Origin of the sequence: Bradyrhizobium sp. AUGA SZCCT0182 (assembly GCF_018130185.1) — a bacterium.
GTDB lineage: Bacteria > Pseudomonadota > Alphaproteobacteria > Rhizobiales > Xanthobacteraceae > Bradyrhizobium.
The window spans coordinates 40262-65943 of record NZ_JAFCLY010000044.1 but is presented as its reverse complement, the minus strand read 5'-3'; the positions used below and the strand labels follow the sequence as shown (position 1 = coordinate 65943).

24 protein-coding genes and 1 tRNA gene are annotated in these 25682 nt (G+C 61.9%); 9 read left to right on the top strand and 16 right to left on the bottom strand.

The window, feature by feature from the left end; translation table 11 throughout:
* Positions 1-21: 21 nt before the first annotated feature.
* Positions 22-1248, bottom strand: a complete 1227-nt coding sequence (locus JQ611_RS33245; RefSeq protein WP_212467831.1) for a CaiB/BaiF CoA-transferase family protein — start codon at positions 1246-1248, stop codon at positions 22-24.
* Between the two features lie 146 nt (positions 1249-1394).
* Complete coding sequence (locus tag JQ611_RS33240) at positions 1395-2126, bottom strand: NrtR DNA-binding winged helix domain-containing protein (RefSeq protein WP_212467830.1); 732 nt, start codon at positions 2124-2126, stop codon at positions 1395-1397.
* 128 nt (positions 2127-2254) lie between these two features.
* Here JQ611_RS33240 and JQ611_RS33235 point away from each other — a divergent pair, with 128 nt between their 5' ends.
* Positions 2255-3295 carry an SPFH domain-containing protein gene (locus tag JQ611_RS33235; protein ID WP_212467829.1) on the top strand — a complete coding sequence of 347 codons (1041 nt, stop codon included), beginning with the start codon at positions 2255-2257 and terminating at the stop codon, positions 3293-3295.
* Complete coding sequence (locus JQ611_RS33230; protein WP_212467828.1) at positions 3279-4214, top strand: sugar kinase; 936 nt, start codon at positions 3279-3281, stop codon at positions 4212-4214. The genes JQ611_RS33235 and JQ611_RS33230 overlap by 17 nt, the downstream gene beginning before the upstream one ends.
* Positions 4215-4255: 41 nt before the next feature.
* Here the strand turns inward: JQ611_RS33230 and JQ611_RS33225 are convergent, their stop codons facing one another.
* The 4 genes from JQ611_RS33225 to JQ611_RS33210 form a co-directional block, all read right to left on the bottom strand.
* Positions 4256-6244 carry an aconitase family protein gene (locus tag JQ611_RS33225; protein WP_212264408.1) on the bottom strand — a complete coding sequence of 663 codons (1989 nt, stop codon included), beginning with the start codon at positions 6242-6244 and terminating at the stop codon, positions 4256-4258.
* 10 nt (positions 6245-6254) lie between these two features.
* Positions 6255-7250: a tripartite tricarboxylate transporter substrate binding protein gene (locus JQ611_RS33220; protein WP_212467827.1), complete on the bottom strand. Its 996-nt coding sequence runs from the start codon at positions 7248-7250 to the stop codon at positions 6255-6257.
* A 79-nt stretch (positions 7251-7329) separates the two neighbouring features.
* On the bottom strand, positions 7330-8547 hold the full coding sequence (locus JQ611_RS33215; RefSeq protein WP_249133650.1) for a CaiB/BaiF CoA transferase family protein: 1218 nt from the start codon (positions 8545-8547) through the stop codon (positions 7330-7332).
* Positions 8544-9500 (bottom strand): hydroxymethylglutaryl-CoA lyase, encoded by a 957-nt coding sequence (locus JQ611_RS33210; protein WP_212467826.1) that lies wholly within the window; start codon positions 9498-9500, stop codon positions 8544-8546. The genes JQ611_RS33215 and JQ611_RS33210 overlap by 4 nt, the downstream gene beginning before the upstream one ends.
* 119 nt (positions 9501-9619) lie before the next feature.
* Here JQ611_RS33210 and JQ611_RS33205 point away from each other — a divergent pair, with 119 nt between their 5' ends.
* The 4 genes from JQ611_RS33205 to JQ611_RS33190 all read left to right on the top strand — a co-directional run bounded on the left by JQ611_RS33205 (position 9620) and on the right by JQ611_RS33190 (position 15275).
* Positions 9620-10603 (top strand): LysR family transcriptional regulator, encoded by a 984-nt coding sequence (locus tag JQ611_RS33205; protein WP_212264411.1) that lies wholly within the window; start codon positions 9620-9622, stop codon positions 10601-10603.
* Positions 10604-10752: 149 nt separating this feature from the next.
* A complete protein-coding gene (locus JQ611_RS33200; RefSeq protein WP_212264412.1) occupies positions 10753-10974 on the top strand; it encodes a hypothetical protein in 222 nt (73 codons plus the stop codon).
* A gap of 560 nt (positions 10975-11534) precedes the next feature.
* Positions 11535-13871 (top strand): TonB-dependent siderophore receptor, encoded by a 2337-nt coding sequence (locus tag JQ611_RS33195; RefSeq protein ID WP_312012302.1) that lies wholly within the window; start codon positions 11535-11537, stop codon positions 13869-13871.
* Between the two features lie 204 nt (positions 13872-14075).
* Entirely contained in the window at positions 14076-15275 is a 1200-nt protein-coding gene (locus JQ611_RS33190; protein ID WP_212467825.1) for a PepSY domain-containing protein, read from the top strand.
* A 50-nt stretch (positions 15276-15325) separates the two neighbouring features.
* Here JQ611_RS33190 and JQ611_RS33185 read toward each other — a convergent pair whose 3' ends face one another.
* The 8 genes from JQ611_RS33185 to JQ611_RS33150 form a co-directional block, all read right to left on the bottom strand.
* A complete protein-coding gene (locus JQ611_RS33185; RefSeq protein ID WP_212467824.1) occupies positions 15326-16519 on the bottom strand; it encodes a M20/M25/M40 family metallo-hydrolase in 1194 nt (397 codons plus the stop codon).
* A 117-nt stretch (positions 16520-16636) separates the two neighbouring features.
* Positions 16637-17371 carry a hypothetical protein gene (locus JQ611_RS33180; RefSeq protein ID WP_212467823.1) on the bottom strand — a complete coding sequence of 245 codons (735 nt, stop codon included), beginning with the start codon at positions 17369-17371 and terminating at the stop codon, positions 16637-16639.
* Positions 17372-17379: 8 nt separating this feature from the next.
* On the bottom strand, positions 17380-18936 hold the full coding sequence (locus JQ611_RS33175) for a hypothetical protein (RefSeq protein WP_212467822.1): 1557 nt from the start codon (positions 18934-18936) through the stop codon (positions 17380-17382).
* A 197-nt stretch (positions 18937-19133) separates the two neighbouring features.
* A complete protein-coding gene (locus JQ611_RS33170; protein WP_212385447.1) occupies positions 19134-19511 on the bottom strand; it encodes a YbaN family protein in 378 nt (125 codons plus the stop codon).
* A 115-nt stretch (positions 19512-19626) separates the two neighbouring features.
* A tRNA-Gly gene (locus tag JQ611_RS33165) sits at positions 19627-19700 on the bottom strand.
* 391 nt (positions 19701-20091) lie between these two features.
* A complete protein-coding gene (locus JQ611_RS33160) occupies positions 20092-20442 on the bottom strand; it encodes an SH3 domain-containing protein (protein ID WP_212385449.1) in 351 nt (116 codons plus the stop codon).
* 151 nt (positions 20443-20593) lie between these two features.
* Positions 20594-20815 (bottom strand): hypothetical protein, encoded by a 222-nt coding sequence (locus JQ611_RS33155; protein WP_212264419.1) that lies wholly within the window; start codon positions 20813-20815, stop codon positions 20594-20596.
* A 30-nt stretch (positions 20816-20845) separates the two neighbouring features.
* A complete protein-coding gene (locus tag JQ611_RS33150) occupies positions 20846-21046 on the bottom strand; it encodes a hypothetical protein (RefSeq protein ID WP_249119398.1) in 201 nt (66 codons plus the stop codon).
* 234 nt (positions 21047-21280) lie between these two features.
* Here JQ611_RS33150 and JQ611_RS33145 point away from each other — a divergent pair, with 234 nt between their 5' ends.
* Positions 21281-21676: a YciI family protein gene (locus JQ611_RS33145; protein ID WP_212467821.1), complete on the top strand. Its 396-nt coding sequence runs from the start codon at positions 21281-21283 to the stop codon at positions 21674-21676.
* A gap of 11 nt (positions 21677-21687) precedes the next feature.
* On the opposite strand, the gene JQ611_RS33140 is transcribed toward JQ611_RS33145, so the two are convergent.
* Entirely contained in the window at positions 21688-21828 is a 141-nt protein-coding gene (locus JQ611_RS33140) for a hypothetical protein (protein WP_212467820.1), read from the bottom strand.
* The gene (locus JQ611_RS42085; protein ID WP_249133648.1) at positions 21815-22087 is read right to left on the bottom strand and encodes a hypothetical protein; all 273 of its coding nucleotides are present in this window, start codon (positions 22085-22087) and stop codon (positions 21815-21817) included. Before JQ611_RS42085 ends, JQ611_RS33140 begins: the two co-directional genes overlap by 14 nt.
* Before the next feature lie 35 nt (positions 22088-22122).
* Here JQ611_RS42085 and JQ611_RS33130 point away from each other — a divergent pair, with 35 nt between their 5' ends.
* Both JQ611_RS33130 and JQ611_RS33125 read left to right on the top strand, forming a co-directional pair.
* Entirely contained in the window at positions 22123-23052 is a 930-nt protein-coding gene (locus tag JQ611_RS33130; protein WP_212467818.1) for a glycosyltransferase, read from the top strand.
* A 908-nt stretch (positions 23053-23960) separates the two neighbouring features.
* Positions 23961-25646, top strand: a complete 1686-nt coding sequence (locus JQ611_RS33125) for a TolC family outer membrane protein (protein WP_212467817.1) — start codon at positions 23961-23963, stop codon at positions 25644-25646.
* Positions 25647-25682: the final 36 nt, after the last annotated feature.

Sequence of the window (25682 nt, the reverse complement as noted above, 5' to 3'; positions counted from 1 at the left end):
ATCGAAATGTCGCTGTTTCGCCTACACGATCTTCTGCGCCTTCAGCGCCTCGACCTTGGCGTCGTCATAACCGATCGTCGCCAGCACTTCCCTGGTGTGCGCGCCGAGAAGCGGCGGCGCGCGATAGTCCTTTACCGGCGTGCCGGAGAACGAGATGGCATTGCGGATCAGCGACAGTTCGGGCTCGAAGGGATGCTCGACCTTGACCCGCATACCGCGCGACTGGACGTGCGGATCGGAAAACACCTGCTCGAAATTGTTGATCGGACCGGAGGGCACGCCGGCCTTTTCCAATTCGTCCAGCCAGTACGCCACCGGCTTCTTCAGGAACAGCCCGGCGAAGATCGCCATGATCTCCTTGCCGTGCACGACGCGGTCGTTGTTCTTGAGGAATCTTGAATCGGTCGCAAGCTCGGTGGCGCCCAACACGGCGCAGGTGCGCGCGAACTGGCCGTCATTGCCGACCACCAGCATCAATTCGCCATCGGTGGCGCGGAACACGCCGGCCGGCATGCCGCCATTGCCCCAGGTGCCGCGCCGCGGCGGCGTCACGCCGTTGACGAGATAGATCTGCAACCAATGCGACAGCGAGGCGATCACGGTGTCGAACAGGCAGACGTCGACATGCTGCCCCTCCCCGCCATTGACCTTGCGGTGAAACAGCGCCGAGAGAATGCCGATCGAGGTGTTCATGCCGGTCATGTAGTCGACGATCGACGGGCCGACCTTCATCGGCCCCTCGCCGGGCTCGCCGTCGATATGACCGGTGACGCTCATCAGGCCGCCCATCGCCTGCAAAATCGCGTCGTAGCCGGCGCGCGGCGCGTAAGGCCCGGTCTGGCCGAAACCGGTCACCGAGCAATAGATGATGCCGGGATTGATCTCCTTGATCGATTCGTAATCCAGCCGGTAGCGCTTGAGATCGCCGACCTTGTAATTCTCCATCATCACGTCGCAGGATTTTGCGAGCTCGCGGATGATGTCCTGGCCTTCCGGCGAGGCGATGTTGACGGTGACCGACTTCTTGTTGCGGTTGGCGCACAGATAGAACGAGTTGTTGTTGTTGGCCTTGCCTTCGGGATCCCTGAGGTAAGGCGGACCGAAGGCTCGCGCATCGTCGCCGCCGCCGGGACGCTCGATCTTGATCACCTCGGCGCCGAGATCGCCCAGCATCTGCGCCGACAAGGGCCCCGCCAGCACCCGCGTCAGGTCGAGAATTTTGATGCCTTCGAGTGGCAGAGCCGACATGAAACTTCCTCCGAAACTTTTGATTTGGTGGCGCCGGAATGTCCCCCCGGCGCGCGATGCCCAGCCGATACACTATTTTGCGGTCATGAGCCCTGCATTCGCGGCATGCAGCCATCCGCCTGTGGCTTGTGGCGCGCCGAAACGCCTCAGCCCGGCGCGTTGAACGTCCGCGCAAAAAACACCGGGGATCTCGCCTTCTTCAGCCGGTAAAGCTGGGCCGGCCGGTTCGGCCCCTTGCGCATTTTGGCCACCGGCTCGATCAGGTCCGCCGCCAGCATCCGGGTGCGGAACGCGCTCTTTTCCAGCGGGCGGTCGAGCACGATCTCGTAGACCCGCTGCAGATCCGGCAGGGTGAATTCCGGCGGCATCAGATAGGCCGGCAGCGAGGTGTACTCGACCTTGCTGCGCAGGCGCTGGACCGCCGCCTCCAGAATATCGGCGTGGTCGAAGGCAAGCCTGATCCTTGGCTTGCCCGAACCGACGGCAAACCACCGCGCGTCGGCGGCGCCAGGGCCGCTCGCGGGCAAATCGGGCATCAGCGCGAAATAGGCGTGGGTCGCCGACCATCCGCGGGGATCTCGGCCCGAGCTTCCCCAGCTTCCCAATTGTTCGAGATAGGGACTGACCATGCCGGTCTTTTCCCTGAGCTTGCGGACCGCACAGGCTTCAAGGTCGCGGTCCTTCTCGATGTCGACGAAACCGCCCGGCAATGCCCAGGAATCCGGAAACGGCTCGCCCTCATTTGCCGGGCGCTGGACCAGCAGGACCTGGAGCGCATCGTCTCGGATGGCGAAGATGACGACGTCGACCGTCGTCAGCGGCCGCGGAAAATCCAGCGCCCCCGGGTTGCCCGACCTTGTTCCCCGTCCCTGTTCCATGCCCGCATCCGTGTCCCATGAACCTTTTTGCCGCCGGGCTTGACAATAGCATACTTAGTTGTACTGTCCAACTTACTTAGTTGCCCAGACACACTTACGAACGCGAACTAGAAGAAGGAGTACACGCCATGTTCGGCATCCGGTTCATCAAGGCACAGCCGACGACCTACCTGATGAAATACCGCGGCGGCGCCGTGACCCAGGAAGGCGCGGGCCTCTCGGGGTTTTATTATTCCCCGGTCACCTCGCTGGTCGCGGTGCCGATCGGCAGCCGCGACGCCGCCTTCATCTTCGAGCAGATCGCCCGCGACTTTCAGGCCGTCACCATCCAGGGCCACGTCACCTATCGCGTCAGTGATCCCAAGCGGGCGGCGGCCATGCTCAATTTCACGCTCAAGAAGGACGGCAAGAATTACGAGTCCGACGACCCCGAGAGACTGCCGCTGCGGATCCTCGGCACCGTCGAGGTGCTGGCGCAACAGGTGGTGAAGGACCTGACGCTCAAGGAAGCGCTGCAGGCCTCCGACCGGATCGCCGACATCATCGCGACCGGACTCAAGAGCCGCGCCGACATCGCTTCGCTCGGGCTGGAAATCCTCGGCGTATCGATCCGCGCGATCAAGCCGACGCCCGACACCGCCAAGGCGCTCGAAGCGGAGGCGCGCGAGGCGATTTTGCGAAACGCCGACGAGGCGATCTTCGCACGGCGCAATTTCGCGGTGGAACAGGAACGCGCGATTCGCGAGAGCGAGCTCGACACCGAAATCGCCGTCGAGCAGAAGAAGCGCTCGATCCGCGAGACCCAGATGGACGCCGAGGCCAGCGTCGTCGCCAAGCAGAACGAGTTGCGCGAAGCCGGCATGGTCGCCGACATCACGCTGGAAGCAAAGCGCGGGGATTTCGTGGCGCTCAACGCGGAAAACACCAGGACACTCGCGGACGCCGAAGCCTACCGCGTCGGCGCGCTGATGAAGATCTTCGAGGGCGTCGACACGAGGGTGATCCAGGCGCTCGCCGCCGCGGGCATGCAGCCCGGCCAATTGATCGCGCAGGCGTTCGGCGGGATCGCCGAAAAGGCCGAGCGGATCGGCCAGTTGAACGTCTCGCCGGAACTGCTCAACGCGCTGATGGAGAAGCCCAGGGAGACCGTGCATGCCCGCCGCCAATGACCGCAAGGTGGTGCTGGTCACCCGCAAGACGCGGCTGGAAGACCTGATCGCGAAATACCTGACGGCCGCGCAAGCGAGATTCTATGTCGAGCATCTCGGCGCCGACTTCTCCGACTATCAGCGCGAGCACGACGTCTATCAGGCAGAGCGGCACCGCACCGTGCAGACGCTGGAGCAATGGGGCCGCTACCAGATCATCGACCGGAGTTTCCTGCCCAACTTCCTGTTCGGGCCTGCCGACATCGTGGTGGCGCTCGGCCAGGACGGCGTGGTCGCCAACACCTTGAAGTATCTAGACGGCCACCCGCTGATCGGCCTCAACCCGGACGCAAGGCGTTACGACGGCATCCTGCTGCCGTTCGTGCCGGACGATCTCCCTGCCCTGCTGCGCGAGGTCGCCACTGATAAGCGCGGCTTCAAGGCGGTGACCATGGCCAGGGCCACGCTGACCAACGGTCAGGTGCTCCATGCCGTCAACGAGCTCTTCATCGGCGCGCGCACGCACACATCAGCGGTCTATGAGATCGCGGCCGGCGATCACAAGGAGACTCAGTCGTCGAGCGGCCTGATCGTCGCCACCGGCCTCGGCTCGACGGCGTGGTTCAAGAGCATCGTCAACGGCTCGCTCGCCATCGCCGGCGCGTTCGGCGGCCAGACGGAGCCCGCGTCCTATTCGGCGCAAGCCTGGGATTCTCACGCATTGCGCTTCGCCGTGCGCGAACCGTTTCCGAGCCGCACCTCGCAGGTCCATCTGGTCTATGGCGAGCTGACAGGATCCGAGCGGCTCAGCGTCCGCTCCCTGATGCCGGAAAACGGCGTCATCTTCAGCGACGGCATCGAAGCCGACCGCCTGGAGTTCAATTCGGGGACCGAGGCGCAGATCACCGTGGCCGATCGGGTCGGCCGGCTCGTCGTGTGATGGGAAGCCCCGAAGGCCAAAGCCTTCCTGTGCAAAACGAATTATTTGCCGTCTGGGACCGTATCGCCTTCCCCTGCTTTCAGTGCACGCAACTGCCGAAAGCTCACGATGCGACCGGCAATCGCACTGGCCGCGACTGTCGACGGGCTCGCCAGCCAGACTTGCCCAGGCCCGGAGCGGCCTGGAAAATTGCGGTTGATCGCGCTTACCGTCACCTGGTCGGGGCGCTCGGAGACGCCGGGGCCGGCATTCACACAGGCACCACATCCGGGCTCGACCAGTTCGACACCCACGCGTTCGAACACGTCAAGCATTCCGCTCTCAACGCAGTAGTCCCGAACATCCTGGCTGCCGAACTGGAGAAAGAAACGTGTGCCGGGAGCGACCCGCATGCCGCGCCGCGCCGCCCATTCGAGCACGGCATGGTAATGTAAGAGATCCTCGCGCTTGCCGCCTGTGCATGAGCCGCCATAGGCGATATCGATCCCCACCGTCTCTGCCAGTTCCGATATGGCAACGCCGCGACCGGGATCGCCGGGCCTCGCCAGCATCGGCTCGAGGCTATCGCAATCGATTTCGATGAGGTGAGCCAGTTCGGCCCCTTCGTCGCTGCACATCCATGGCTCAAGCGGCAGATCGATGCCGCGGCGCTCCCTGACAAAGCGCTGCGTCTCCTCATCAGGCACGACGATTCCGCTGAAGCCGCCGATTTCCGCCACCATATTGGTCAGCGTCGCGCGCTCGTCGGTGGACAGGTTTGACAGCGCTTCGCCGCAATACTCGAACATTTGGCCGATCGCCCTTCCCTCGCGCACATAGGGCAAGCGCAAGAGGTGCAGGACGATATCTTTCGCCTCAACGCCGGCCGGAAGGCGGCCGCTCAGCCGCACACGGCATGTCCGCGGCACCTCGACACGCACCTCTCCCGTCAACCACGCGTTCGCCATTTCGGTCGTGCCGATGCCGAACGCCAAGGCGCCCAAGGCTCCGCAATGCGGCGTATGGGAATCCGTGCCGACGACCAACTGACCCGGCTTCACGTAACGCTCTGCCATGATCGAGTGGCTGATGCCTTCCGAACCGTCGCGGTCGGTAAGGTAGCCGTGCAGGCGCACCCCATACGTCTCGCAGAATTGCTGCTGCACCCTGGCCAATGCCTGCGCGGCTTCGAGCAGGCCGCGGGCGCGCCGCTCGGGCGCCATGCTCTGGTGGATGAAAGGCAAGTGATCACCGAAGCAGACGATGCTCGCACGATCATGCAGCGTGATCGGGTCGCCGCCCATTTCCCGCTCGAGAAAGCTGACGCACATCGGCGTTACGTATTCGTGCGCGTAGCGCCAGTCTGCCCGTGCGAAGACGGCGTCCCCGGGGCGAACCGCAGCCGAATTGCCGGCGATAGCGCGTGCGATGATCTTTTCGGCATAGGTCATCGGCCGCGATGCGGTGGTGCGCATGGCCGGCGACCATCCGTCTTTTCGCGCGCGCGCCAGCTTGAACAGCCCTCCGCGCCGAATGAGCTCGGCGGTGAGTTCGTCCTCTCCTTCGGTAAACTCGCTGACGGAAATGCTCTCGCCGCGGCGTATCCGTTCGATCAAGGCGAAATCGGTCGAGGTGTAGATGCCGAGATTACGGCAGTTCTGCCGGTAGATGCGCTCAAAACTTTCGGCGATCACCAGCCTGATGCCGGCGCACCATTCGGCATAGGGACTGGCCTCGCGCGACGAGCCCTTGCCGTAGCGGCGCCCGGCCACCGTCACGCCGAACCCGCCGGCCTTGACGCTGCCGGCAGACACCGGGAGGCGCTGACCGCATTTCAGACCGAGATAGGGATACTCCCCGAGCTTTTCGTCGTAATAATAGCAGATCGCGGCCGGGGTGATCTCGTCGGTCGACACGTCACTGCGCAGAGGCAGCGCCTCGGCCAGCGAGACGTCCGTCCCTTGCAACTGGCTTTCGACCACGTCGGCGTCTTCAGAGAGGAACAGGATGCGGCCGTCAAACCGGACCTGTCGAGCTGGTGCTGATGTCATAACGCATCTCTCATTCGGCAGTGATGCCGAGAGCGCGCACAAGTTCACCCCTCGCCTGATAGTCGACCTCGATCTGGCGCTTGAAAGCGTCCGGCGCGCCGCCAACGGCGATCATGCCCTGCTTGTCCAGCCAGCCGCGCATCGTCTCGGATGCAAGCACCTGGTTCACTTCCTTGTTCAGGGCATCAATCACCGGCTTTGGCGTGTTCTTCGGCAGCATGAGCCCGATGTAGCTGGTGATCTTGAAACTCGGAAAAGTCTCGCTGATCGACGGCACGTTGGGGAGCAGCGGGTCACGCCTCTCCGAGGTGACGCCCAGCACCTTGATCTTGCCTGCCGCCGCCAGCGGCTCGACCGCCGTGAACGCGCCGAACAGCATCGGTATCTGCCCGCCCAGGAGATCGTTCACGGCCACCGACGTTCCCTTGTAGGGAATGTGGGTCATGGTGAAGCCGCCGGCCTTCTGCAGCATCTCGCCGGCGAGGCGATGCGGCGTCGAGCTGCCAGGGCTGCCGAAACTCAAACTCTGCGACTTCTGCTTGCCCAGAGCGACCAGCTCGGCAACTGAATTGGCCGGCACGTTGTTGGCGACGGCAAGCAACAGCGGCGATGACGCGAGGTTGACGACCGGCTCCATCGCCTTCGAGAGGTCGAACTGGTTGCTGGTGGCGAGGTGCGGATCGATCGTCAGCATCGCATCCGTCACCATCAGGATCGTGTATCCGTCGGGCTCGGCGCGTGCGGCCGCCTGCGCCGCGATCATGCCGTTGGCGCCAGTCTTGTTCTCGATGACGACGGATACTTTGAGGTTCTCGCCGAGTTGCTTGCCTATGATCCGGGCCAGCGCGTCGGCCTGCCCGCCCGCGGAATAACCCACCAGGACTGTCATCGTTCGCGATGGATATGGCTGGGCCTTGGCAAACGGCATCATTGCAACCAAACCCATTGCGACGGCTGCCACACCGAGAATGCGAGCTTTCCCTCGAACCAGTTTGCCGGAAATCATACTCCGCCTCCTCCCTGACCGTGTTGCGTTGCGCGAAGGCGGGTTGACCGCTCTTGCCGTTCTTCTGTCTTGTTCACTGCTATGCGGGCACGCTCACAGCCGCGCTCAGAACGCGGGCCGAGCGCAGATCCGCAATCTCGCGTTCCGAATATCCGGCCGTCCGCAAAATTTCGTCGGTATGCTCACCGATGCGCGGCGGCTGGCGCTCGAGGCCGGGCCGTTCCTGCCCTTCGCCGAACTCGACCGGTAGCGCCGGGATTCCGACCAGCGGTCCCCCTCCGAGTCCAGATACGGCGGTCGCAAGCAATCCGCCATTGTCAAGCAGATGCGGATCGGTCGACAGTTCGTCGGGCCGGCCAACCCGCGAATAGGCCACCCGCGCCGCTTCGCATTTTGCCAGGATTTCGCCGAGCGGCATCCGCGCGATCCGCCGCTCCAACTCGGGCAGCATCCACTCGCGCGCTTCGCAACGGCTGGCGTTGCCTGCAAACCGGGGATCATCGCGCCAGTCGTCGAAGCCGAACGTTTCGCAGAAGCGCTGCCAGTGACCGTCCGAGGTGCAGCCGATGAAGACCTGACCGCCATCGGACGCGGTGAAAACATCATAGACACCCCAGGCATTCCTGCGTGCCGGCATCGGCGGCATCGGACCGCCGATGACCGCACTGCCGACGACGACGGCGCCAAGCATGAAGGTCGCGCTTTCAAACAGGGAGCTGGCGACCTTTTGCCCGACTCCCGTGACGTCGCGCTCGCGCAGCGCGGCCAGCGCAGCCACCACGCCAAATACGCCGCCGAGAATGTCGATCACGGGCGCGCCGGCGCGGAGTGGCCGGCCGGGCGGACCCGTCATGTAGGCGAGCCCGGACTGCATCTGCACGACTTCATCGAGCGCGCCGCGATTTTCGTACGGCCCTTTCAGGAAACCCTTCATCGAAAGGTAGACCAGACGTGGATTGACCTGGCGCAGGTCGTCCCAGCCGCATTTCAGCCGCTCGATGGTTCCCGGCCCGAAATTCTCCAGCACCACGTCAGCGTCCCTGACGAGCCGATGCACGATCGCCTGCCCCTCGGGCCGCTTCAGGTCGATCGCGATCGAGCGCTTGTTGCGATTATAGGTCGCGAAAAATCCGGCGGCAAAGCCCGGAAGGCGTCGCGTCGGATCGCCACCGGCAGGCTCAATCTTGATGACGTCGGCGCCGAGATCGGCAAACAGCACGCCCGCGCACGGCCCCATGATGGTGTGGCCGAAATCAAGCACCTTCAATCCCGCCAGGGGCCTCGACGCCGTCATCATGCAGCCCTTTTCCTGAATGCAGCCAGCGTTCCCGAACGCAGCGCGGCGCTCGGCAGGCGGTGTCCGACGATCCGCTCGGCGAGGCGCCCGGCCTCGATCAGCGCCTCGACGTCCAGGCCGGTGGCGATGCCCATCTCGTCACACAGCAGCGCTAGTTCCTCGGTGGCGATGTTGCCGGGCGCTCCGGGCTGGCCGGCGAACGGACAGCCGCCGAGTCCCGCCACCGCCGCATCGAACGCGGTCACACCGAGCCTCAGTCCTTCATAGGCGCATGCGATACCCTGCCCGCGCGTGTCATGCAGATGCAGAGCGATCCGCAAGTCCGGCCAGCGATCACGAACCGCGCCGACCGCAGCCGCGACCCGCCGGGGCGTCGCCCAGCCCATGGAATCCGCGAGCGCGACGTCCCGCACCTCAACATCGAATTCGCGTGCAACGGCAAGCCCGTCCGCCACCGTCTCCACGACCGCTGCGGGCGAGACGTCGCCGGCGAAATTACAGCCGAAGGCGGCCATGACGATGATCTTGGCGATCGGCACGCCGGCTTCCTGGTGCACCCGCACATATTTGCGCATGGCATCGAATTGTCCGGCGCGATCGCGGTTGAGATTCCTGATGGCGAAGGCTTCCGATGCGCTCAGCGAAATGAAACCGGCAAGGGTCAGCTTCCCCTTGAACGCGAGCGCGCGTCGCAATCCGCCCTCGTTGAACCACAGCGCCGAGTATTCGACGCCTTGCCGCGCAGTGAACCCCTCGACCACGGCCTCCGCGTCGGCCCAGCCCGGAACATGCTTGGCATTGACGAAGGAGGCGATCTGGATCCGGCGCAGGCCGCAATTGGAGAGCGCGTCGATCAGCGCGATCTTGTCCGCGGTCGCGATCGGGCCCGGCTCGATCTGAAAGCCTTCGCGCGGCCCCTCTTCGCTGATGACGACGCTGTTTGGCAGGTCCATGCGCCGCGGCTCCCCGGGGTGATCTTTTGTTGGTTGTGAGCTTGCCGCGTCCAGAGACATCTGACAAATATAATATCATGATCATTCTATTCTAATAATTAGATGGCGGAGCGATCACGGTGGCGTTGGGATTGCGGCAGATCAGATACTTCATCGCCATTGCCGACGCCGGCGTGCTGTCGAGGGCCGCGGAAACGCTCAACATTGCCCAGTCGGCGCTCAGCCATCACGTCGCCGCGCTCGAAAACGATCTCGGCGTAAAACTGCTCGAACGAAGGCCGCGCGGCATCGCGCTGACGGCGGCCGGACGCAGGCTCTACGAGCACGCCAGCGCTGTGTTGTCGGCGCTCGGCAAGGCGGAAGAGGATGTCCGGACCTTTAATGAGGCCGCGGCCGGTCCGGTCTACCTCGGCCTCAGCCATACCGGGATCTCCCTGGTCGCGCTCGATCTCATGAAGGCGGTCCGAACCAATGCTCCGGGCGTCTACCTGACAATCGTCGAAGCGCTGTCACCGGCGCTGACCGAGCGGGTGCTGTCGGGCACCGTCGATCTCGCGCTCGCCTACAATCCTCCCCGCGACGCCCGTCTGGATGTCGAGTTGCTGCTGGATGAAGATCTTTACCTCGTCGGACATCCGAGCCTGATCGGCCGATCGACCGGTCCGATCGCCTTCTCCGCGATTCCGCAACGAAGCGTACTCGGGTTGACGCCGATGCCGGCCTCGCGCGCCATCATCCAGACCCAGGTTCTACGCAATCAGGTCATTCCAAGCGAGACGCTCGAAGTCGATTCATTGCCGGCGCTGCGCATGGCGCTCGAGGCCGGCCTCGGCTGCGCCATTCTCTCCCGCGCCACCGTGCTCTCTGACCTTGCGGCGGAGAAATATCATGCGCGGCGCATCATCGATCCGCCGCTGACGCGCTCGCTTGGACTGATCGCGCTGGCGGACCGGCCGCAGACCAAGGCCTTCCTAGAGGTGCGCAAGACCGTGATCGAGGTCGTGCGCGCCGCCATCAGCGACAAGCGCTGGCCGGCAACGGAATACAGCCGGCGACGAAGCTCCCGTGCCGCCAAGGGGCGCAAAGCGGCAAAGCCACGGTGAAGCGGAAGGGCCGTCCGGGACCGGGTGGGCCGTCGGTGGCACGGGTTCCGCGCCCTTTTCGGGATTCTCCGTTCCTCCCCAATAGAACGAAACTTCGCCGACGACGTTGGTTTGTATGGGCACCGAGGCGCTTTTTTACGAGAACGCGAATGTCTGACTCACATCATTATTTCCTCGCTCACGCGCGCGAGGCGATCGGCAAGGCACGGCAGATGCCGCCCGGGCACGTCAAGAAGAGACAGCGCACGGTGGCGCGCGTCTATCACTTGCTCGCCAAGGAAGCCGCCTATGTACCCAACACTCACCACATCGACGATTTCAGACAAGCACGTGAACTCGAACGGTCGAACCGCAAGGAACTCAGCAACTGAAAGCGGGTGCCCACATGCCGGAAACCAAAACCAGTCGGCAAATCTACGACGAGAGCATCAAAATTCGCCGGCAAGTCGATGACGGCCGACCGAGGCAATCTGAGGACGACATTCAGCGCGAGCAACTCGGACCGCGCGGGGTACCGGGACAGCCGGATCCCGCAATAATGGTCCCGCAGCGCAGGAAGAAGACCCCGTCGGATTTCGATCCCGGCCATACGGCGTGAGATCCACCGGCCCGACTGTGTCAGATCACGCTGCCGGGAATTGCGGGCGCCGAAGCGCCAATGATTGCGAAATCCGCTAGCGTTTTCCGACGGTTTGTCCCGCCGCCAGTTGCTGCGTCATCTCGACATGGTGTCGCAGCGCTGGAAGGGGCTTGCCCGCATGATTATTCTGCAACTGCCGCTTACAAATTCATCGCCGTGATGGATTTGCAGACATTGGCCTGAAGCCCGCCGGTTCTTAGAGAGATTCAATTCCAGCAAAGTTCTTTTTGTTCGCGGCGGCTGCTAGAGGCAGCCATCGCAAATGTTGTCTCTGCATGGAAGTGAATCGAAGTGAGTGTTAGCGCTGATTGCCGGCTCGTGCAGGACCATCGAAATCGAACCGAAAAGAGCTGTGCGCATCTGCTTATCGGCGCGGCATTCCTGCTGGTTGATTTCTCCGCTTCCACGACGGTCGCCAGCGCGCAATCGAGCGTTCCTTTGCCGCCGGTGACGGTGGAATCGCCGACGCAACGAGCTAAGCCCGCGCGCGCAGCGGGGACCTCTTCGCGGCGGACTCAAGCGGCCGCCGCGCGCCAGAGAAATCGAAATGCTGCGCCCGCGGAGCCAACGCCGTCGGAGCGCGCCGCCGCGGCAGCGGCCGCGCAGTATGAAGCCAAACTCGGCTATCGCGCGATGCCGAGTTCGACCACGCTGCGCACCGGCGCCTCCCCGCTCGACACCTCGCAATCAGTCAATATCGTACCCGAGCAGGTGATCAAGGATCAGCTGCCTCGCAATCTCGACGACGCACTCATCAATATCAGCGGCATCACCCAGACCAACACGCTCGCCGGCACCCAGGATGCCGTCATCAGGCGAGGCTTCGGCGACAACCGCGACGGCTCGATCATGCGCAACGGCATGCCGCTGGTTCAGGGCCGCAGCCTCAATCCCGCCGTCGAAAGCGTCGAGGTGCTGAAAGGACCGGCTTCGCTGCTGTACGGCATCATGGATCCCGGCGGCATCGTCAACACCATCAGCAAGCGTCCGGAACTCTACCAGCACGGCTCGATTTCGGTGCTGGGCTCGACCTTTGGTTCGAAACACGGCGCCGATGCGACCTTCGATATCACCGGCCCGATCGGCAAGGACGGTCTGGCCTATCGTTTCATCGCCTACGGCGTCAACGAGGACTACTGGCGCAATTTCGGCAATCGCCGCGAAACGCTGATCGCGCCGTCGCTGGCCTGGTATGGCGAAAACACCACGGTCCAGCTCAACTACGAGCACCGCGATTTCCTTTCTCCATTCGACCGCGGCACCGCGCTCGACTCCCGCACCAACAAGCCGCTTGCGATACCGGCGACACGCCGGCTCGACGAGCCCTACAACAACATGTGGGGGACGTCCGACCTGATGCAGGCCTCGATCGATCACCGGATCAACCAGGACTGGAAGCTGTACGCGGCCTACAGCTACAACACCGAAAGCTTCAGCGCCCATCAGCTACGCATCACCGCGGTCAATCCCGTCACCGGCATCATAACCCGCAGCAATGACGGCACAAGGGGTTCGCTCAGCAACGTCAGTTACGGCACGTCCTACCTGCAGGGCGGGTTCTGGCTCGGCGACATGCGCAACGACGTGCTGTTTGGTGGCGACGCCCAGTATCGAACGATCTACCGCAAGGACCTGATCCGGCAGGCCACCCCCAACGTGTTCAACATCTACAACCCGGTCTATGGCCTGCTGCAGCCGGGCACGACAGTTTCGGCCAGCGACAGCGACCAGACCGACAAGCTCGGCACAAGGGCGCTGTTTTTCCAGGACACGCTTCACGTCACCAACCGGCTCGCGCTGGTCGGCGGCATCCGTTACATGGAATTCGAACAACTGGCAGGGCGTGGGCGCCCCTTCGTCGCCAACACCAATCTCAGCGGTGACAAGGTGCTGCCGCTCGGAGGCGCGATCCTCAAACTCACCGAAGAGATCTCCCTCTATGCGAGCTATACGCAGTCGCTGAAGCCGACTTCGACGATTGCGCCCCTCACCGGTGGTGTGGTGATCGGCTCCAACATTGCGCCCGAAGAAGGCATTTCGTGGGAGACCGGCGTCAAGTTCGACGTCAACAAACGACTCTCCGGCACGTTGGCGCTTTATGACATCGACAAGAAGAACGTGCTGGTATCGCAGCTCAACAGCGCCACCGGCGTGACCGAGTTTCGCACCGCCGGCAAGGTCCGGTCGCGCGGCGTCGAGCTAGACGTCACCGGAAAGCTGACCGACAACTGGAGCATGATCGGCAGCTACGGCTATACCGACGCGCGGGTAACCGAGGACCCGGTCCTGACCGGCAAGGCGCTGCAGAACGTGGCGCTGAACACGGCCTCGCTCTATCTGGTCTACGACTTCGGCACGGCCCTGCCCGGCCGGCTCCGGGTCGGCGCCGGCGCGCATTATGTCGGCGACCGGCCCGGCGACGCAGCGAACACCTTCGTCCTGCCCTCCTATGTCGTCGCGGACGTGTTCGCGACTTACGAGACCAAATACCAGACCCTGCCCGTCATCTACCAACTCAACGTCAAGAACCTGTTCGACAACGTCTACTATCCCTCCGCGGTGAACAATCTGAACGTCGCCATGGGCGACGCGCGGCGGGTATCGCTGTCGGCGACGGTGAAGTTCTGACAACAGGCGTTGCGTGTTCTACGGGCACGTGCGCGCAACATAGAATGATTACAAACTACGTATGTCCGCCCCGGGTAGCGGGGCGGACATCTCTTCGGTATTGTTCGGCAACGCTGTTTTGAACAGGCGGCGAATGCGACGAGCCCTGCCGATTCCGGCGCCAATCCCCGCGACATGTTTGTTCCATCCATGTTTTTTTCCGCCATGAGCACATACTCGATCAAGCCCGCGTTGTTGCAGGTCCATTCCGTCATTGGTCTTGCGATCTCGCTGGTGGTGGCCGTGGTCGGGATGTCAGGCGCGATGATGAGCTTCGAGGACGAGATCGGCGCCAGCCTCAATGCCGGCATCATGCGGGTCGAGGCCCGCTCCACGCCGATGCTGACGCCGGATGCGCTGGTCGCGCGGCTGCAGGCCGCCCAGGATTTAGGCAAGGTCTCGGCCGTGACGATGACGAGTGATCCGTCGGCGGCGGTGCGCATCCGCTTTGCCCGCAACGAAGGCGGCTCGCGGCCATCCTCGGTCTATGTCGATCCCTATGACGGCCGCCTGCTCGGCTCGCCGCGCGGCGAGGACTTTTTCGTCACCGTCCGCAAACTGCATCGCTGGCTGCTGTTGCCCGGCGACGGCAATGGCTACGGCCGGCCGATCAACGGCGCGGTCACGATCGGCCTGATCGTGCTCCTGATCTCCGGAATCGTGCTGCGATGGCCGCGCCGCGCCGGCAGCGTGAAAATATGGCTCAAGCCAAATCTGGCATTGCATGGCCGGGGTTTCTACCGCTCGCTGCACTCCGTCGTCGGCACCTGGGTGCTGGTGGCCTATCTGATCATGGGGCTCAGTGGCCTCTGGTATTCGTTCGACTGGTTCAAGGACGGCGCCACCTGGCTGTTGTCGCGCCCCCCGGTCGCCGCAGCATCGATGCAGGCAAAGGCGCAGCCGAAGATGCAGCCGAAATCGCCAAAGGGCACGGCCGCGACCGACACCGCCCCGATTGCGCTCGATCGCGTCTGGTCGACATTCCTGCATGAACGGGACGGCCGCTTCACGACGGCACTGCTGACGCTGCCGGCCGGTACGGGGACGGTCGTCCGGATCCGCTCCCGGGCGCCCGATGCATCCCAGGATGGCGCGCGCGACGAATTCCGCATCGATGCCGTCACGGGCCGGCTGGTTTCGTCGGAGCTCTACGCGGACAAGTCGGCCGGCGAAAAAATCCTGGTAAGAATGTTCGATATCCACCGCGGCAGCATCTTCGGAGGATGGCCGGGCAAGCTCGTGTTCATGCTGGCCGCGGCCCTGATGCCGTTATTCGTGGTCACCGGCTTGTTGCTGTATCTTTCGCGCCGAAAGCATCGGCGTGCATCGCCGCCGGCGCTCGGGAGCCTGGTTCCCGGCGAATGAGGCGCCGCGCAGGCTTACGCACAGCTCGCCCGGATATTTTTGGCACACACTCACCGCATCGTCGCGAGCTGGACTGCGAGCGCGCACGCCTTGTCGTATTCGTCGAGATTGATCCACTCGTCGATCGTGTGCGGCTCGTTCTGACCCGCGCCGAAGGTCACCGTCGGAACGCCGTGGCGCACCATCCAGTTGGCATCCAGCCCGCCATTGGCGGCGCGGATGGAAGGTGTTGCGCCGATGCCGGACACGGCCTCGATCGCGCGCTTGACCACGGGCAGGCTCTCTTTCATGCGGAACGGATAATAGTCGGTCTCGGCCTTGAACTTGACGCGGCCCGACTTGCCGTCGCTGTTCTTGACGTTCTTAGCGGCCTTCTCGAACGCCGCCTTGTAGGCTTTCGTGATCTCCTTGAAGAACTTGCTGTCGTGGCTGCGGCTTTCGCCGCGCACATGGACATAGTCGGTGACGACATTGGTGGCGTCGCCGGCCGGCCGGCCCTCGCCGCCGGTGACGGGGCCGACATTGCTGGTGCCCTGCAGCTTGCGCTTCACCACCTTGCCGAACCAGCCACCGGCCTTCACGTCGGCGAGTGCAAGTGCCAAAATCATGGTCGAACTAATCCCGCGCTCGGGTGCGACGCCGGCGTGCGAGGCGCGGCCGAAAATCTCGACCTGCCAGCGATCCGCGCCGACGGCGCCGATCGTGACATTGGAGGCCGAGCCGCCGTCATAGTTGAAGGCCATGACCGGCGAGCCGAGTTCGTCGGTCTTGACGTGGCGCGCGCCATAGAGCCCGCTCTCCTCGCGCACGCAGAACAGCAGCGTGATCGGCGGATGATCGAGATTCTGCTTCGCAAGCTCGGCCGCCAGCGTGACGAGGACGCCGCAGCCGGCGCGGTTGTCGCCGCCGAGCGCGGTCTTCGCGTCATTGACGATCTTGCGCCCCGCCAGTTTTGGCTTCGCGCCGGCGCACAGCGGCACGGTGTCCATGTGGGTCATGAACATGATCCGCGGCTGGTTATGCATCGCGCCGCGGCCGGGCAGATCGACAATGAGATTGCCGGTCTCCGTCGGCACGGGAATGCGGGTGTTGGCATCGTCGAGGCGGATCGCGCTCGCCGGCACGCCACTTTCCTGCAGCGCCGCGCTGAGCTCGCGTCCGATCGCGGCCTCCTTTCCGGTCACGCCCTCGACAGCGAGGAAGCGCATGAGGCGGTCGGTGGCGGTTTTGACGTCGACTTGCATGGAGGGTTTCCTGATGAGGCTCTGCGGGGCTCGTGAGCATCGTTCGAGACGGCCAGCTGCACAAGGCTACTTGGGATCAGGACTGGCATGCGGACGCCACTGTGCTCGTGGCGGCGGTCACGGTCCTTCAGCGAGACACCTGTTCAAATCCTGGGCGTACGCGGCGGTGACCTCTTTGTTCGGAGAGCCGGGGTTAAGGACCTTACGCGCATTGATCCAGTCGGCTTTGTTTGCAGAAAAGAAATCGGACAGCTTCCACCTCGTATAAAGGCCCTTCAAAAGCCCCTCGATCAGAAATCGGCGAGAATACTCCGGATTAAGGGCCTCATCCGGCTTATCATAAAGCAAACTTCCGGTCCCCAGAAGCTTGTCTGCCTTGCGATAGTTTTCCGGCAGAGTGAGCTGTGAATACCCTCTCCCATAGTATCGACGACCGTTGCTGTGGGGCAGCGCGTAATTGGGTTTTGGCGGCCTGCCCCGAGCTCTGGCATATTTGGCAAGCACTCGAGCTATCGCAGCCTCCCGGCACTCCTCGTCCAAGCCACATCTCGGAGCCTCGCGAATAGGTGCAAGGCGGCCATGCGTCTCTCGATAAGCGGTCGCGATGATGTAAGCGAGCTGCCGCTTGTCCTCGTTGCCAACTCTTTCCCAATGATCGAACAAAAAATTGATGGTTCTGATGTGCTGGTCCTTCAGCTTGCGCTTCCCAAGGTCTATCAGAACACCATCCCTTTTTTCGTAATCCGTGATCTGAGCGCAGCTCTTGAAAAACGCCGCGCGATCGGGCCTGAAAGTCTGAGCCGAGGCATCACTAGCGAACACCAGTGTGACCAACGTCGCCAAGAATCGCATGGCCGGTCTCATTTTCGGCGCCGAATTTCATAGCCATTGTATTGTTCGATGTTGTGACTTCGTTCGCAGACACCTCCACACATGCTGGCAGACTCGATGGAGCGGAACCGCAAGCCTTCTTCATCACGTCGCTCCGTATCCTCGCCAACATACATGCGAATATGCTTGCCAGAACGGTTGAATACGTCCCCCCACCTCATCTTATTGATACCAGGTAAAGAAAGGGAGCGCCGATGGGCATTTGATGTTCCAAATGACGATACGCCCCAGACTTGGCCAACGAAGCCCGAGCAATCTATGCCAGTCGTGTTGGGCGATGCATCGTCGGCTTTGCTGCATATGTTGCCAGCACGGTAGCCCCTTTCGAGTTCATGCTTAATCTGATTGAGGGAGACTTTCCCACCCCAGTTGTAAGGAACATAGGGTATAGGCGTGCCGACCACAGCAACCTTGAACTGATGCGGCAGCTCAAAAGGCGCGTTGATATTACTTTTGCAGTTCTCAAAATTTCCGTCGGCAAGATTAGAAGCTTGCGGTGTCCACGAGAACTTGAGCCATTTAGTTGCTTCCTTTTTCATGGCGGCGATCGTCGTGTTGACAGCGCGGCCCGAGTCCGCCTCCTGACCAGGAGTATCCTTTTCATCTGCAGAGTCGGCGGATAGTTCCGCAAGGCTCCTTAACGATACGATCGGAATGGCAGCAGCCAACAGGTCAGCCGCCGCCGCCGTTGCCGCACCTGCAGCAATGGGTTTCCTGTTTTTCTTTTGCTGTGTCTCCTTTGTGAACTTCGCCTCGAGTAGTCCTAGGCCAGATGATTTCAAGAGCATCGCATACACTTTGCCATCGGGCGCCACAGCAACGTAGCGCCCAAACGCCAGCTTGTACGCTACGTTGATCGGAATTTTTGCAACTTCAGTACGCTGACCTTCGGCGTCATGACGTCCCACCATTACGGTAATCTTGATTGTATTGCGCGTAATTGGCTTGCCGTCGTAAAGAACGGTCTTGCCATCCGCCATGTCCTGAGTAGTCGCGAGTTGCAGCTCTCGTGCCAGCGTGTAGGAGCGCCCCTTTTCATCCTGTCCCAGGTAGAGGGCGGACGCGAGATATCCGCTCGTGACGGCTCTAACGTCCAGTTCCTTAGCGAGGTTCGGCACCTGAATTCCAATGCGTCGATGCGTGCGCCGAATTGCCCGCTGACGTACATCTTGCGGATGGGTCGGGAGAACTTTGATATCCGGGAGAGAGGCCGCTTGCACATCGCCGCGCTTGATCGAGAGGGCTCGAGTTGTTGCGGTGTCGCTCAGGAGGACCTGATCGTTTAGATAAAGATGACGATCAACCCGAAAGTCGCGTGGAAAACTTCGCTGACCCAGCTCATCTCCGGACGGAGTCACGAAGAAAATCTTTGCGTTGACGTGGTCCACGACCGCCAAAGTATTCGAACCGAGAGCAATCAGATCGCTCGGCGGCTCGCCGTTCCGACTCGCCGTGACTACCTCGCTCCTCAAAGTCGACGTTGACGCAATAGCAACCAAAACCCCTAAGACAATTCGCGTAATCATTCGCTTCCCCAAATCCAAGTATTGTCTGCATCTTATAATTGCATGTCAATGCAGAACATCCTTTTGGAAACGGCCCTGCAGGAACAGGTTAGGAGGAGTCGGACCTCCGTGTTCAGCTTGGGAGGCTGCTGCCGTACCATCTACAAGCGCTGGGAGAGTTCGGTTTGACTCTCTGCCGTGACACCGAATTTGGTACGTTAGGCGGACGTATCCTGATCGGCCATCCCAGGCCGCGATACGACGTACGCGGCGCAGGCCAAAAAACCCGCCGCCACGGCCAGCGCGAGCGGCACTGACGGCGCGAAGGTATAGCAGAACACGGCGAAGCCGAGCGCCATCCCCGCGCAAGCCATGATTTTGGCGGTGCGCGGGATAACTCCAGCGGCGCGCCAATCGCGCAACGGCTTGCCCAGTGTCGGATGCTCGAGCAGCCAGGCCTCGAAACGCGGCGAGGAGCGCGCGAAACACGCCGCCGCCACGATCAGAAAAACCGCCCCCGGCATCAGCGGCATCACAAGGCCGATCACGCCGAGCGCGACCATCACCCAGCCCAGGCAAAAATAGATGATGCGCATCAGACCTGCCGCCGCCTGGTTCTCTGTTCAAGCAAGGATTGCTCGTCAGCTAAGGGTTGCTCGCTCCCGGCTGACGCCATGCCTGGTATCGGTTTCTTCACGGCGGGAAATGAAATGGAGCGGGTGAAGGGAATCGAACCCTCGTATTCAGCTTGGAAGGCTGCTGCTCTACCATTGAGCTACACCCGCGTTGGGCGATCAACTAACACGCCATGCGGGCGGCCTCAACCACCCCGGAACCCGCAGGGAAACCGCCGGGAAACCGCCAAACGACGCCCGGCCGCCCGGCAAACTGGTCCGGTTCCGGCCAAAATCCGTGCCGGTCCGCCCCTTAACAGCGACAGATTCGCTGCCTATACTCTTATTTCCACAAACAACGAAAGGAGGTGATCCAGTGTCTCTTACCAAGCGCTGTCACCTCGCTGGGATCGCCCGCTAGGCTCTCGCACTTAGAGGCCTGGCAACGGGGCGCTCTCAGCCCTGGACCAGCGAGTTCAAGAGTTGGGGCGCGGCGGGAGGAATCCCGCCGCGCCTTTTTGGTTGTGGGCGCAGAATTGTGGCAACTCGCGACCAGAGCAATTCATCTGCACACAAGGAATTTTCGAAACACCCAACCGATCGGCCGGGAAGCGGCATTCGAAATATAGGCCCACTGCTTTCCGTTTTCGGTTGTCTGGTCCGAAATCCGAATGCGCTCGCCGTTGGCGATCTTGCCGACGATTTTTCCGTTCGGTGATGTCCGGATGTTGAGCGGCGTTCCGGTCGGATCGGCGACGACGCACGTATTGCTGTCTCGGTCCGGTCCGCTCGACTGCAATTCCTGCCTGGTGCCCGAGAGCGCCTTTTCATCATTGCCGATGGTGCCGCCGGCATTGCCGGATTGTGCAAAGGCCGCCACAACACAGCCGGCGCTCACGAACGTGCCAAGCAAGACGATCTTCAGCACGGCACGTTAAGCGCTACGGCGAACGCTGCCCCCATCTCTTCCTCCATCGCTGGCGGCATTGTTCCGCAAGCCCGGGACGAGAGCAATAGGGCCGGGCTGTTCGATTCAGAGGTTCAGAAGCTTTTGAGCCGACGGCTCACGCCATCCGGCGCTGCCGGATTCGTTCCCATACCGAGGCCAATGCGATCGCCATGCCGGTGATCCAGGGAAGTACGGCGCCGTATTCCTTGACGCTGAGCAGCAGCGCCAGAATGCTCGTCACCAGCGTGAGCATCTTCGCCATTCCACCCTGCCCGAACAGCGACACCAGAAACGGCAGGAACAGGATGAAGAGCGCGCCTAGGGTGACGTCGGCCATTGGGGGTGGTCTCGCTAACGCGAAGGCCGGTCAGAAGCCGCAGAGATTGACCGATCGCGGACGCGCGCCGCGGCGGCTTTCGACAATGTTCTCGCCGCCATTGGTGGCCGAACTGCCGTAATAGCGGTGATGGCCGGAGACATCGTGCCAATCGCCGGGCTGCGTCGATGCGGGCGACGCCGAATGGGACCGGGTGGCGTCACTGATGATCGAGGCTGGCTTGCGTTGCATGACCGTCTCCGTGGATGATGCGCAGTTGCTGCGTTCTGTTCATCAGTCGTTAACCTGCCGCCGCGCGTTCAAGCACCGAACCCCTATATCGTGTTTCCGGAATGTTTCGTGACGTGCCTCACCCGGCGATCGTCCGACACTTTGCTGAAACGGAATTGTCGAGACAGGCTTTTGCCAAACGTCCGCGCAGGTTCACGCACTTCGCTCGAAAACGCTTTAGCCAAGGAGATATCGATGCTTTACGCCATTCTGGCCTACCACGTGGAAGCCGAGGTGATGTCCTGGACGGCGGCGGAGGACGCCGCCCTGATGACCGAGTTGCTTGGGGTTCATGACCGGCTCAACGAACAGAAATTGTTGGGGCCGTCGGCGCGGCTGGGGGCGACGGGCAAGGCCCGCACCTTGCGAGGACCGGGCGCCGGGGTCGTGATCGACGGGCCGTTTGCCGAAACCAAGGAGCAGTTGCTGGGACTTTATGTCGTGGACTGCGCCGATGCCGACGCCGCGATCGCGGTGGCCCGCGACCTGCGCAAGGTCAATCCGACCGCGGTCTACGAGATCCGCCCGATCGCCCTCTATATTCCCGGCAAGCCGTTCCCGACCACGGAGGCGCCTGATGGTACCACCTAGGGCTACGACGCTCAGGGCTGGAGTTTTGGCGGTCCGGTCAACCGGCGAATCACATCGCTGGCAAGCTTTACAACGCCGGAAATCACTGCCCCGATCAGCTCCAGAACGGCGCTCACGAACTCAAGCAGGCCGAGGAAATCAAACGACGGCACCGGATATCGGGTTCTCGTGATTTGCAACGATGGCGCCTACTTCCTTAGGCATCGTCTCTCCGTCGTCACCCATCTGACGTCCATTGGTGTTGACGTGACGGTTATTGCCGGCGGCAATCAAATTGCCGAAAACCGCATTCAGGGCTGGAAATACATTCACGTACCCATCGAGCGCTTCAAATTCGATCCGCTCGGCGATGCGGCGCTGATGATCCGGACCGCGCGAACGATCCGCTCGTTCAAGCCGCACGCCGTGCATCTTGTCACGCTCAAGCCCGCCAGTTTTCCGGATTTGTGTCGATCGCCTCGCGTTTCCTCCACGCTTTTCCGAAACGAATTCTGATTACCATTCCCGGTTTGGGCCGGATGATGTCCTTGCCGAAAGCGCCCGGCCAACGGCGCTACCCGGTCGCAAGCGCGCTGACGCTCTTTGCGTTTCGCATGTTGGCACGACCGGATTGCGTGCATTTCACTTTCGAAACCGAGCACGATTGCGATTTTTGGGCAGAGCGTGGCATCGCCAACGACAAGAATTCTTCGCTCATCGACGGCGCCGGTGTGGAGCCCGATCTGTTTTATCCGCTGGAGACGCCGCGAACCGGTCCCCCGACAAAAATTCTGTTCGCTTCCCGGCTTTTGAAGTCGAAAGGCCTGAGTGCGTTTCTGATGGCGGCGCGCGACCTGGCTCATCGTCCCGACGTGGAGTTCATCGTTGCCGGGCTCCCGGACGATCATGATCCCGACGCGATTCCGCACAGCGATCTCGAACAGATGAAGGAGATCCGCTTTCTCGGTCACGTCAGGGACATGCCTGACCTGCTGCGGCAATGCGACGTCGTCTGCTTGCCAACAAGGTATGGCGAGGGCATTCCCCGTATCCTGATCGAGGCCGCCGCAACCGGTCTGGCATCGATCGTATCCAGCCATCCCGGTTGCCGGGAGGCTGTTGAAGATGGCGATACGGGACAGATCCTGTCGGCGACAACGGACGCCGAGACGAGACCTATCTGGTGCAATCGTCAGGTATCTCGAAAGCCCCAGCCTTCTGGCCGCGCACAAACAGGCCGCCTCCCGGCATTTCCAATCACGGGAGTTCAATCAGGCGGCGATTGCCTATCGATTCACCAAACTGCTGGGCGTGCCTCCGGCACCATCCGCGAAATGATCGAGTGCGTCCCGTTCTGCAATTCCCGGCGGTACGCGGGCCGTGGACAACTACCGTAAGCGTGGAGTGACCACCCCGGCATCCCAACGGGATCGCCCACCACGGAGGCTGACAGGCGGTCTCGCACCGTGGTTTTGAGCAGGGAGAAAGGAGCCCACCAGCGAGGAGCTCGTTCGAACTGGCCTCCAGCGGGCCTAATCGTGCCATCGGCGATTTACACCGAGGAGTTTATTCATTTGATTCAATGGCTTGAGTAGAGGATGAAGCCCGTGGCCCGCCTACGCCCTCCGGGCTTCGGCGAGGCAGCCTTCGCTACGATAGGGCCTGCCTAGCCGTAGCTGGCGGAGCCAGGTGGGGGAAGAAGTAGTAACATATACGAACAAAATCAAGACATTATGGAAAAGTGCGGGCCTTTTCGACCCTTTGAAAGTCTTAGAGGATTTTCAGCGACGCCCGCACCGCGGCTCGGCCGAGATTCCTCCACCCGGTGTCGTGGCCGTCGTATCGCTGATCTCACGAAAAAGCCCCGCTATTCCCGGCGGGCAAGTGGGGTTAGCGTTTTAAAAAACGCGGGGCAATATTGCCGGTTTTTCCCGAATCTTCATCAGGAGAACTACTGGCAAGGTCAAAGATTTCCTCGGCAGCGTCATGGCCTTCCGGAAACGGGGCTCGTGTTTCCAGGGCGAACATATCAGGGCACACAAGCGGGAGCGTGTTTAGCTATTCTTTGGACTTTGCAAGAAGGATGGCATCCATCGCAACGGACCATGCAACGGGTCTAATGCTCACGTTCAAATGGCGTGGGATTGAGCCTCACATCCGCCCCCGGTTCCGACTCTTCCCGCCCAATGTTGCAAAAATATCATAGGTGACTACCACTCCTTTTGTTAGGCTGAGATCAGAATTTAAGCTTTTCGACGTTATTTTAGACGCAAGTTTATTGTTTTGGCTAACGGGGATGGGGCAAATGAAATCCGCATATTTGGCGATCGCGGGCCTCATTTTGGCCGGCGGCCCCTTGGCAGCTGAGCCGTATTCAATAAATGATGCGCTGAAACAAGCCGTCCAAACCAATCCCGGCGTGGGCGAGGCGTCAGCAAATCGGCGCGCAACCGAATCCGAGCTTCGGCAGACCCAAAGCACCCTGCTGCCGCAAGTGCGGATCGAAGCTCGCTACGGTCCGGAAAAATTCGACCAGAGCAATCCGGTTGTAAGTTCAAGCGCATTGCCCGTTCCGATCGCCGGAAATGGAGCGTGGCGGAATGGCTCGCAGGAATCAGTGGTCGTCCGGCAAGTCCTTTTCGATGGCTTTGCTTCTATCCACGACATCTGGCGCCAATCTGCCCGAGTCAACGCTGCAGCGTTTCGCGTACGCGAGCGGACAGAGTTGATCGCTCTGGACGCTGCCGAGGCGTATGTCGATGTCGTGCGGTACCTGCGGTTGGTGGGCCTTGGCGAGCAGAACGTTGCCAGCCACGAGAAGATCTTCTCGAACGTGAATACGCGGTTCTCGGGCGGGCGGGCCGGCGAAGGCGACCTCGAGCAGGCCCGGGAGCGCGTCGAAAATGCGCGCGCCACTCTCGCTGAGCTTCGCAGGAGTCTGGAAGAAGCGCGGGCAAAATACCGCAAGGTTGTTGGGCTTGAGCCCTTCAATTTGAGATTCCCCGGCCCCCTCGCCGGATTGCCAAGCACCAAGGATGAAGCCTTGGCGGTGACTACCCGTTTCAATCCGACCATTCTGGCCGCGCAAGCGGATGTTACCGCCGCAAAGCATGCGTACCGAGTGACGGACGGCGCCTTCGTTCCAAATTTCGCCCTCGAAGGCCGCGCAACTCACAACGATAATACGTATCCCTATTTGGGCGCTACCCACGATAGTTATAGCGGCAAAGTAGTGATGTCCTGGGACATCTTCCGGGGCGGCCAAGATGTCTGGCGCCGCTCGGAAATGGCCGAGCGCCACACCGAGTCCACGATGCGCCATGCGCGGTTGCAGCGCGACGCGCTCGAGTCGATCGACAAGGCATGGGCGGCGCGGACGATTACTGCAACCAGGGTCGCCGCCCTGGTCCGGCAGCTGCAGGCCGACCGGAAGACGATTGCCGCGTTCGACAAGGAATACGAGCTTGGTCAGCGCTCGCTGATTGATCTCTTGAACGCACAGAACCAGTACTTCAATGCGGCTGTATCGCTCACCTCCTCGCGTGGCGTTATCGTTTTCGCCGACTACCAGCTGCTCGCGGCAATGGGAACGCTTCTGGAATACCTCAAGGCCCCGCCTCCCGTGGATGCTGCTCCGCTCGACATCGGACCGGGCGGACTGGTTCCCTACAAATTTCCTACGCTGCGAGTGATGCTGCCGCAGACGGGGTCGGAACCTCTCCGCGTATCTAATGCTCCTGTCGGTGCTCAGGTTGGCGTGACCTCCTATGCAGCAGTTGACCCCCAAGATGGCTTCAAGGATCGCTGGCCCCGTGGGACGTCTGCAGCTAGAATGATCGGCGCAATGGAATGGTTCGCCGAAAAACGAGGCCACAAGCCGGAGGGGTCGGTTGCTTTCGTGAACCCGAATGGCCCCAACGCCATGGCGTACGCCGGCGCCGAAAAGGGCAAGCCTCATTGGCTGCTGACAGCCTTCGCTCCCGAAAAGTGAGCGTTGCAGACTTGCAAGTGCGGGCCGCAATAACGG

Bases quoted from the DNA above. Each gene is read 5' to 3' on its own strand.
- JQ611_RS33245 (WP_212467831.1), bottom strand. From the start codon at position 1,248: ATGTCGGCTCTGCCACTCGAAGGCATCAAAATTCTCGACCTGACGCGG.
- JQ611_RS33145 (WP_212467821.1), top strand. From the start codon at position 21,281: ATGCTTTACGCCATTCTGGCCTACCACGTGGAAGCCGAGGTGATGTCC.
- JQ611_RS33240 (WP_212467830.1), bottom strand. From the start codon at position 2,126: ATGGAACAGGGACGGGGAACAAGGTCGGGCAACCCGGGGGCGCTGGAT.
- JQ611_RS33230 (WP_212467828.1), top strand. From the start codon at position 3,279: ATGCCCGCCGCCAATGACCGCAAGGTGGTGCTGGTCACCCGCAAGACG.
- JQ611_RS33235 (WP_212467829.1), top strand. From the start codon at position 2,255: ATGTTCGGCATCCGGTTCATCAAGGCACAGCCGACGACCTACCTGATG.
- JQ611_RS33170 (WP_212385447.1), bottom strand. From the start codon at position 19,511: ATGCGCATCATCTATTTTTGCCTGGGCTGGGTGATGGTCGCGCTCGGC.
- JQ611_RS33155 (WP_212264419.1), bottom strand. From the start codon at position 20,815: ATGGCCGACGTCACCCTAGGCGCGCTCTTCATCCTGTTCCTGCCGTTT.
- JQ611_RS33125 (WP_212467817.1), top strand. From the start codon at position 23,961: ATGAAATCCGCATATTTGGCGATCGCGGGCCTCATTTTGGCCGGCGGC.
- JQ611_RS33150 (WP_249119398.1), bottom strand. From the start codon at position 21,046: ATGCAACGCAAGCCAGCCTCGATCATCAGTGACGCCACCCGGTCCCAT.
- JQ611_RS33180 (WP_212467823.1), bottom strand. From the start codon at position 17,371: ATGCGATTCTTGGCGACGTTGGTCACACTGGTGTTCGCTAGTGATGCC.
- JQ611_RS33220 (WP_212467827.1), bottom strand. From the start codon at position 7,250: ATGATTTCCGGCAAACTGGTTCGAGGGAAAGCTCGCATTCTCGGTGTG.
- JQ611_RS33190 (WP_212467825.1), top strand. From the start codon at position 14,076: ATGAGCACATACTCGATCAAGCCCGCGTTGTTGCAGGTCCATTCCGTC.
- JQ611_RS33200 (WP_212264412.1), top strand. From the start codon at position 10,753: ATGTCTGACTCACATCATTATTTCCTCGCTCACGCGCGCGAGGCGATC.
- JQ611_RS33185 (WP_212467824.1), bottom strand. From the start codon at position 16,519: ATGCAAGTCGACGTCAAAACCGCCACCGACCGCCTCATGCGCTTCCTC.
- JQ611_RS33210 (WP_212467826.1), bottom strand. From the start codon at position 9,500: ATGGACCTGCCAAACAGCGTCGTCATCAGCGAAGAGGGGCCGCGCGAA.
- JQ611_RS33175 (WP_212467822.1), bottom strand. From the start codon at position 18,936: ATGATTACGCGAATTGTCTTAGGGGTTTTGGTTGCTATTGCGTCAACG.
- JQ611_RS33215 (WP_249133650.1), bottom strand. From the start codon at position 8,547: ATGATGACGGCGTCGAGGCCCCTGGCGGGATTGAAGGTGCTTGATTTC.
- JQ611_RS33225 (WP_212264408.1), bottom strand. From the start codon at position 6,244: ATGACATCAGCACCAGCTCGACAGGTCCGGTTTGACGGCCGCATCCTG.
- JQ611_RS42085 (WP_249133648.1), bottom strand. From the start codon at position 22,087: ATGCACGGCGTGCGGCTTGAACGAGCGGATCGTTCGCGCGGTCCGGAT.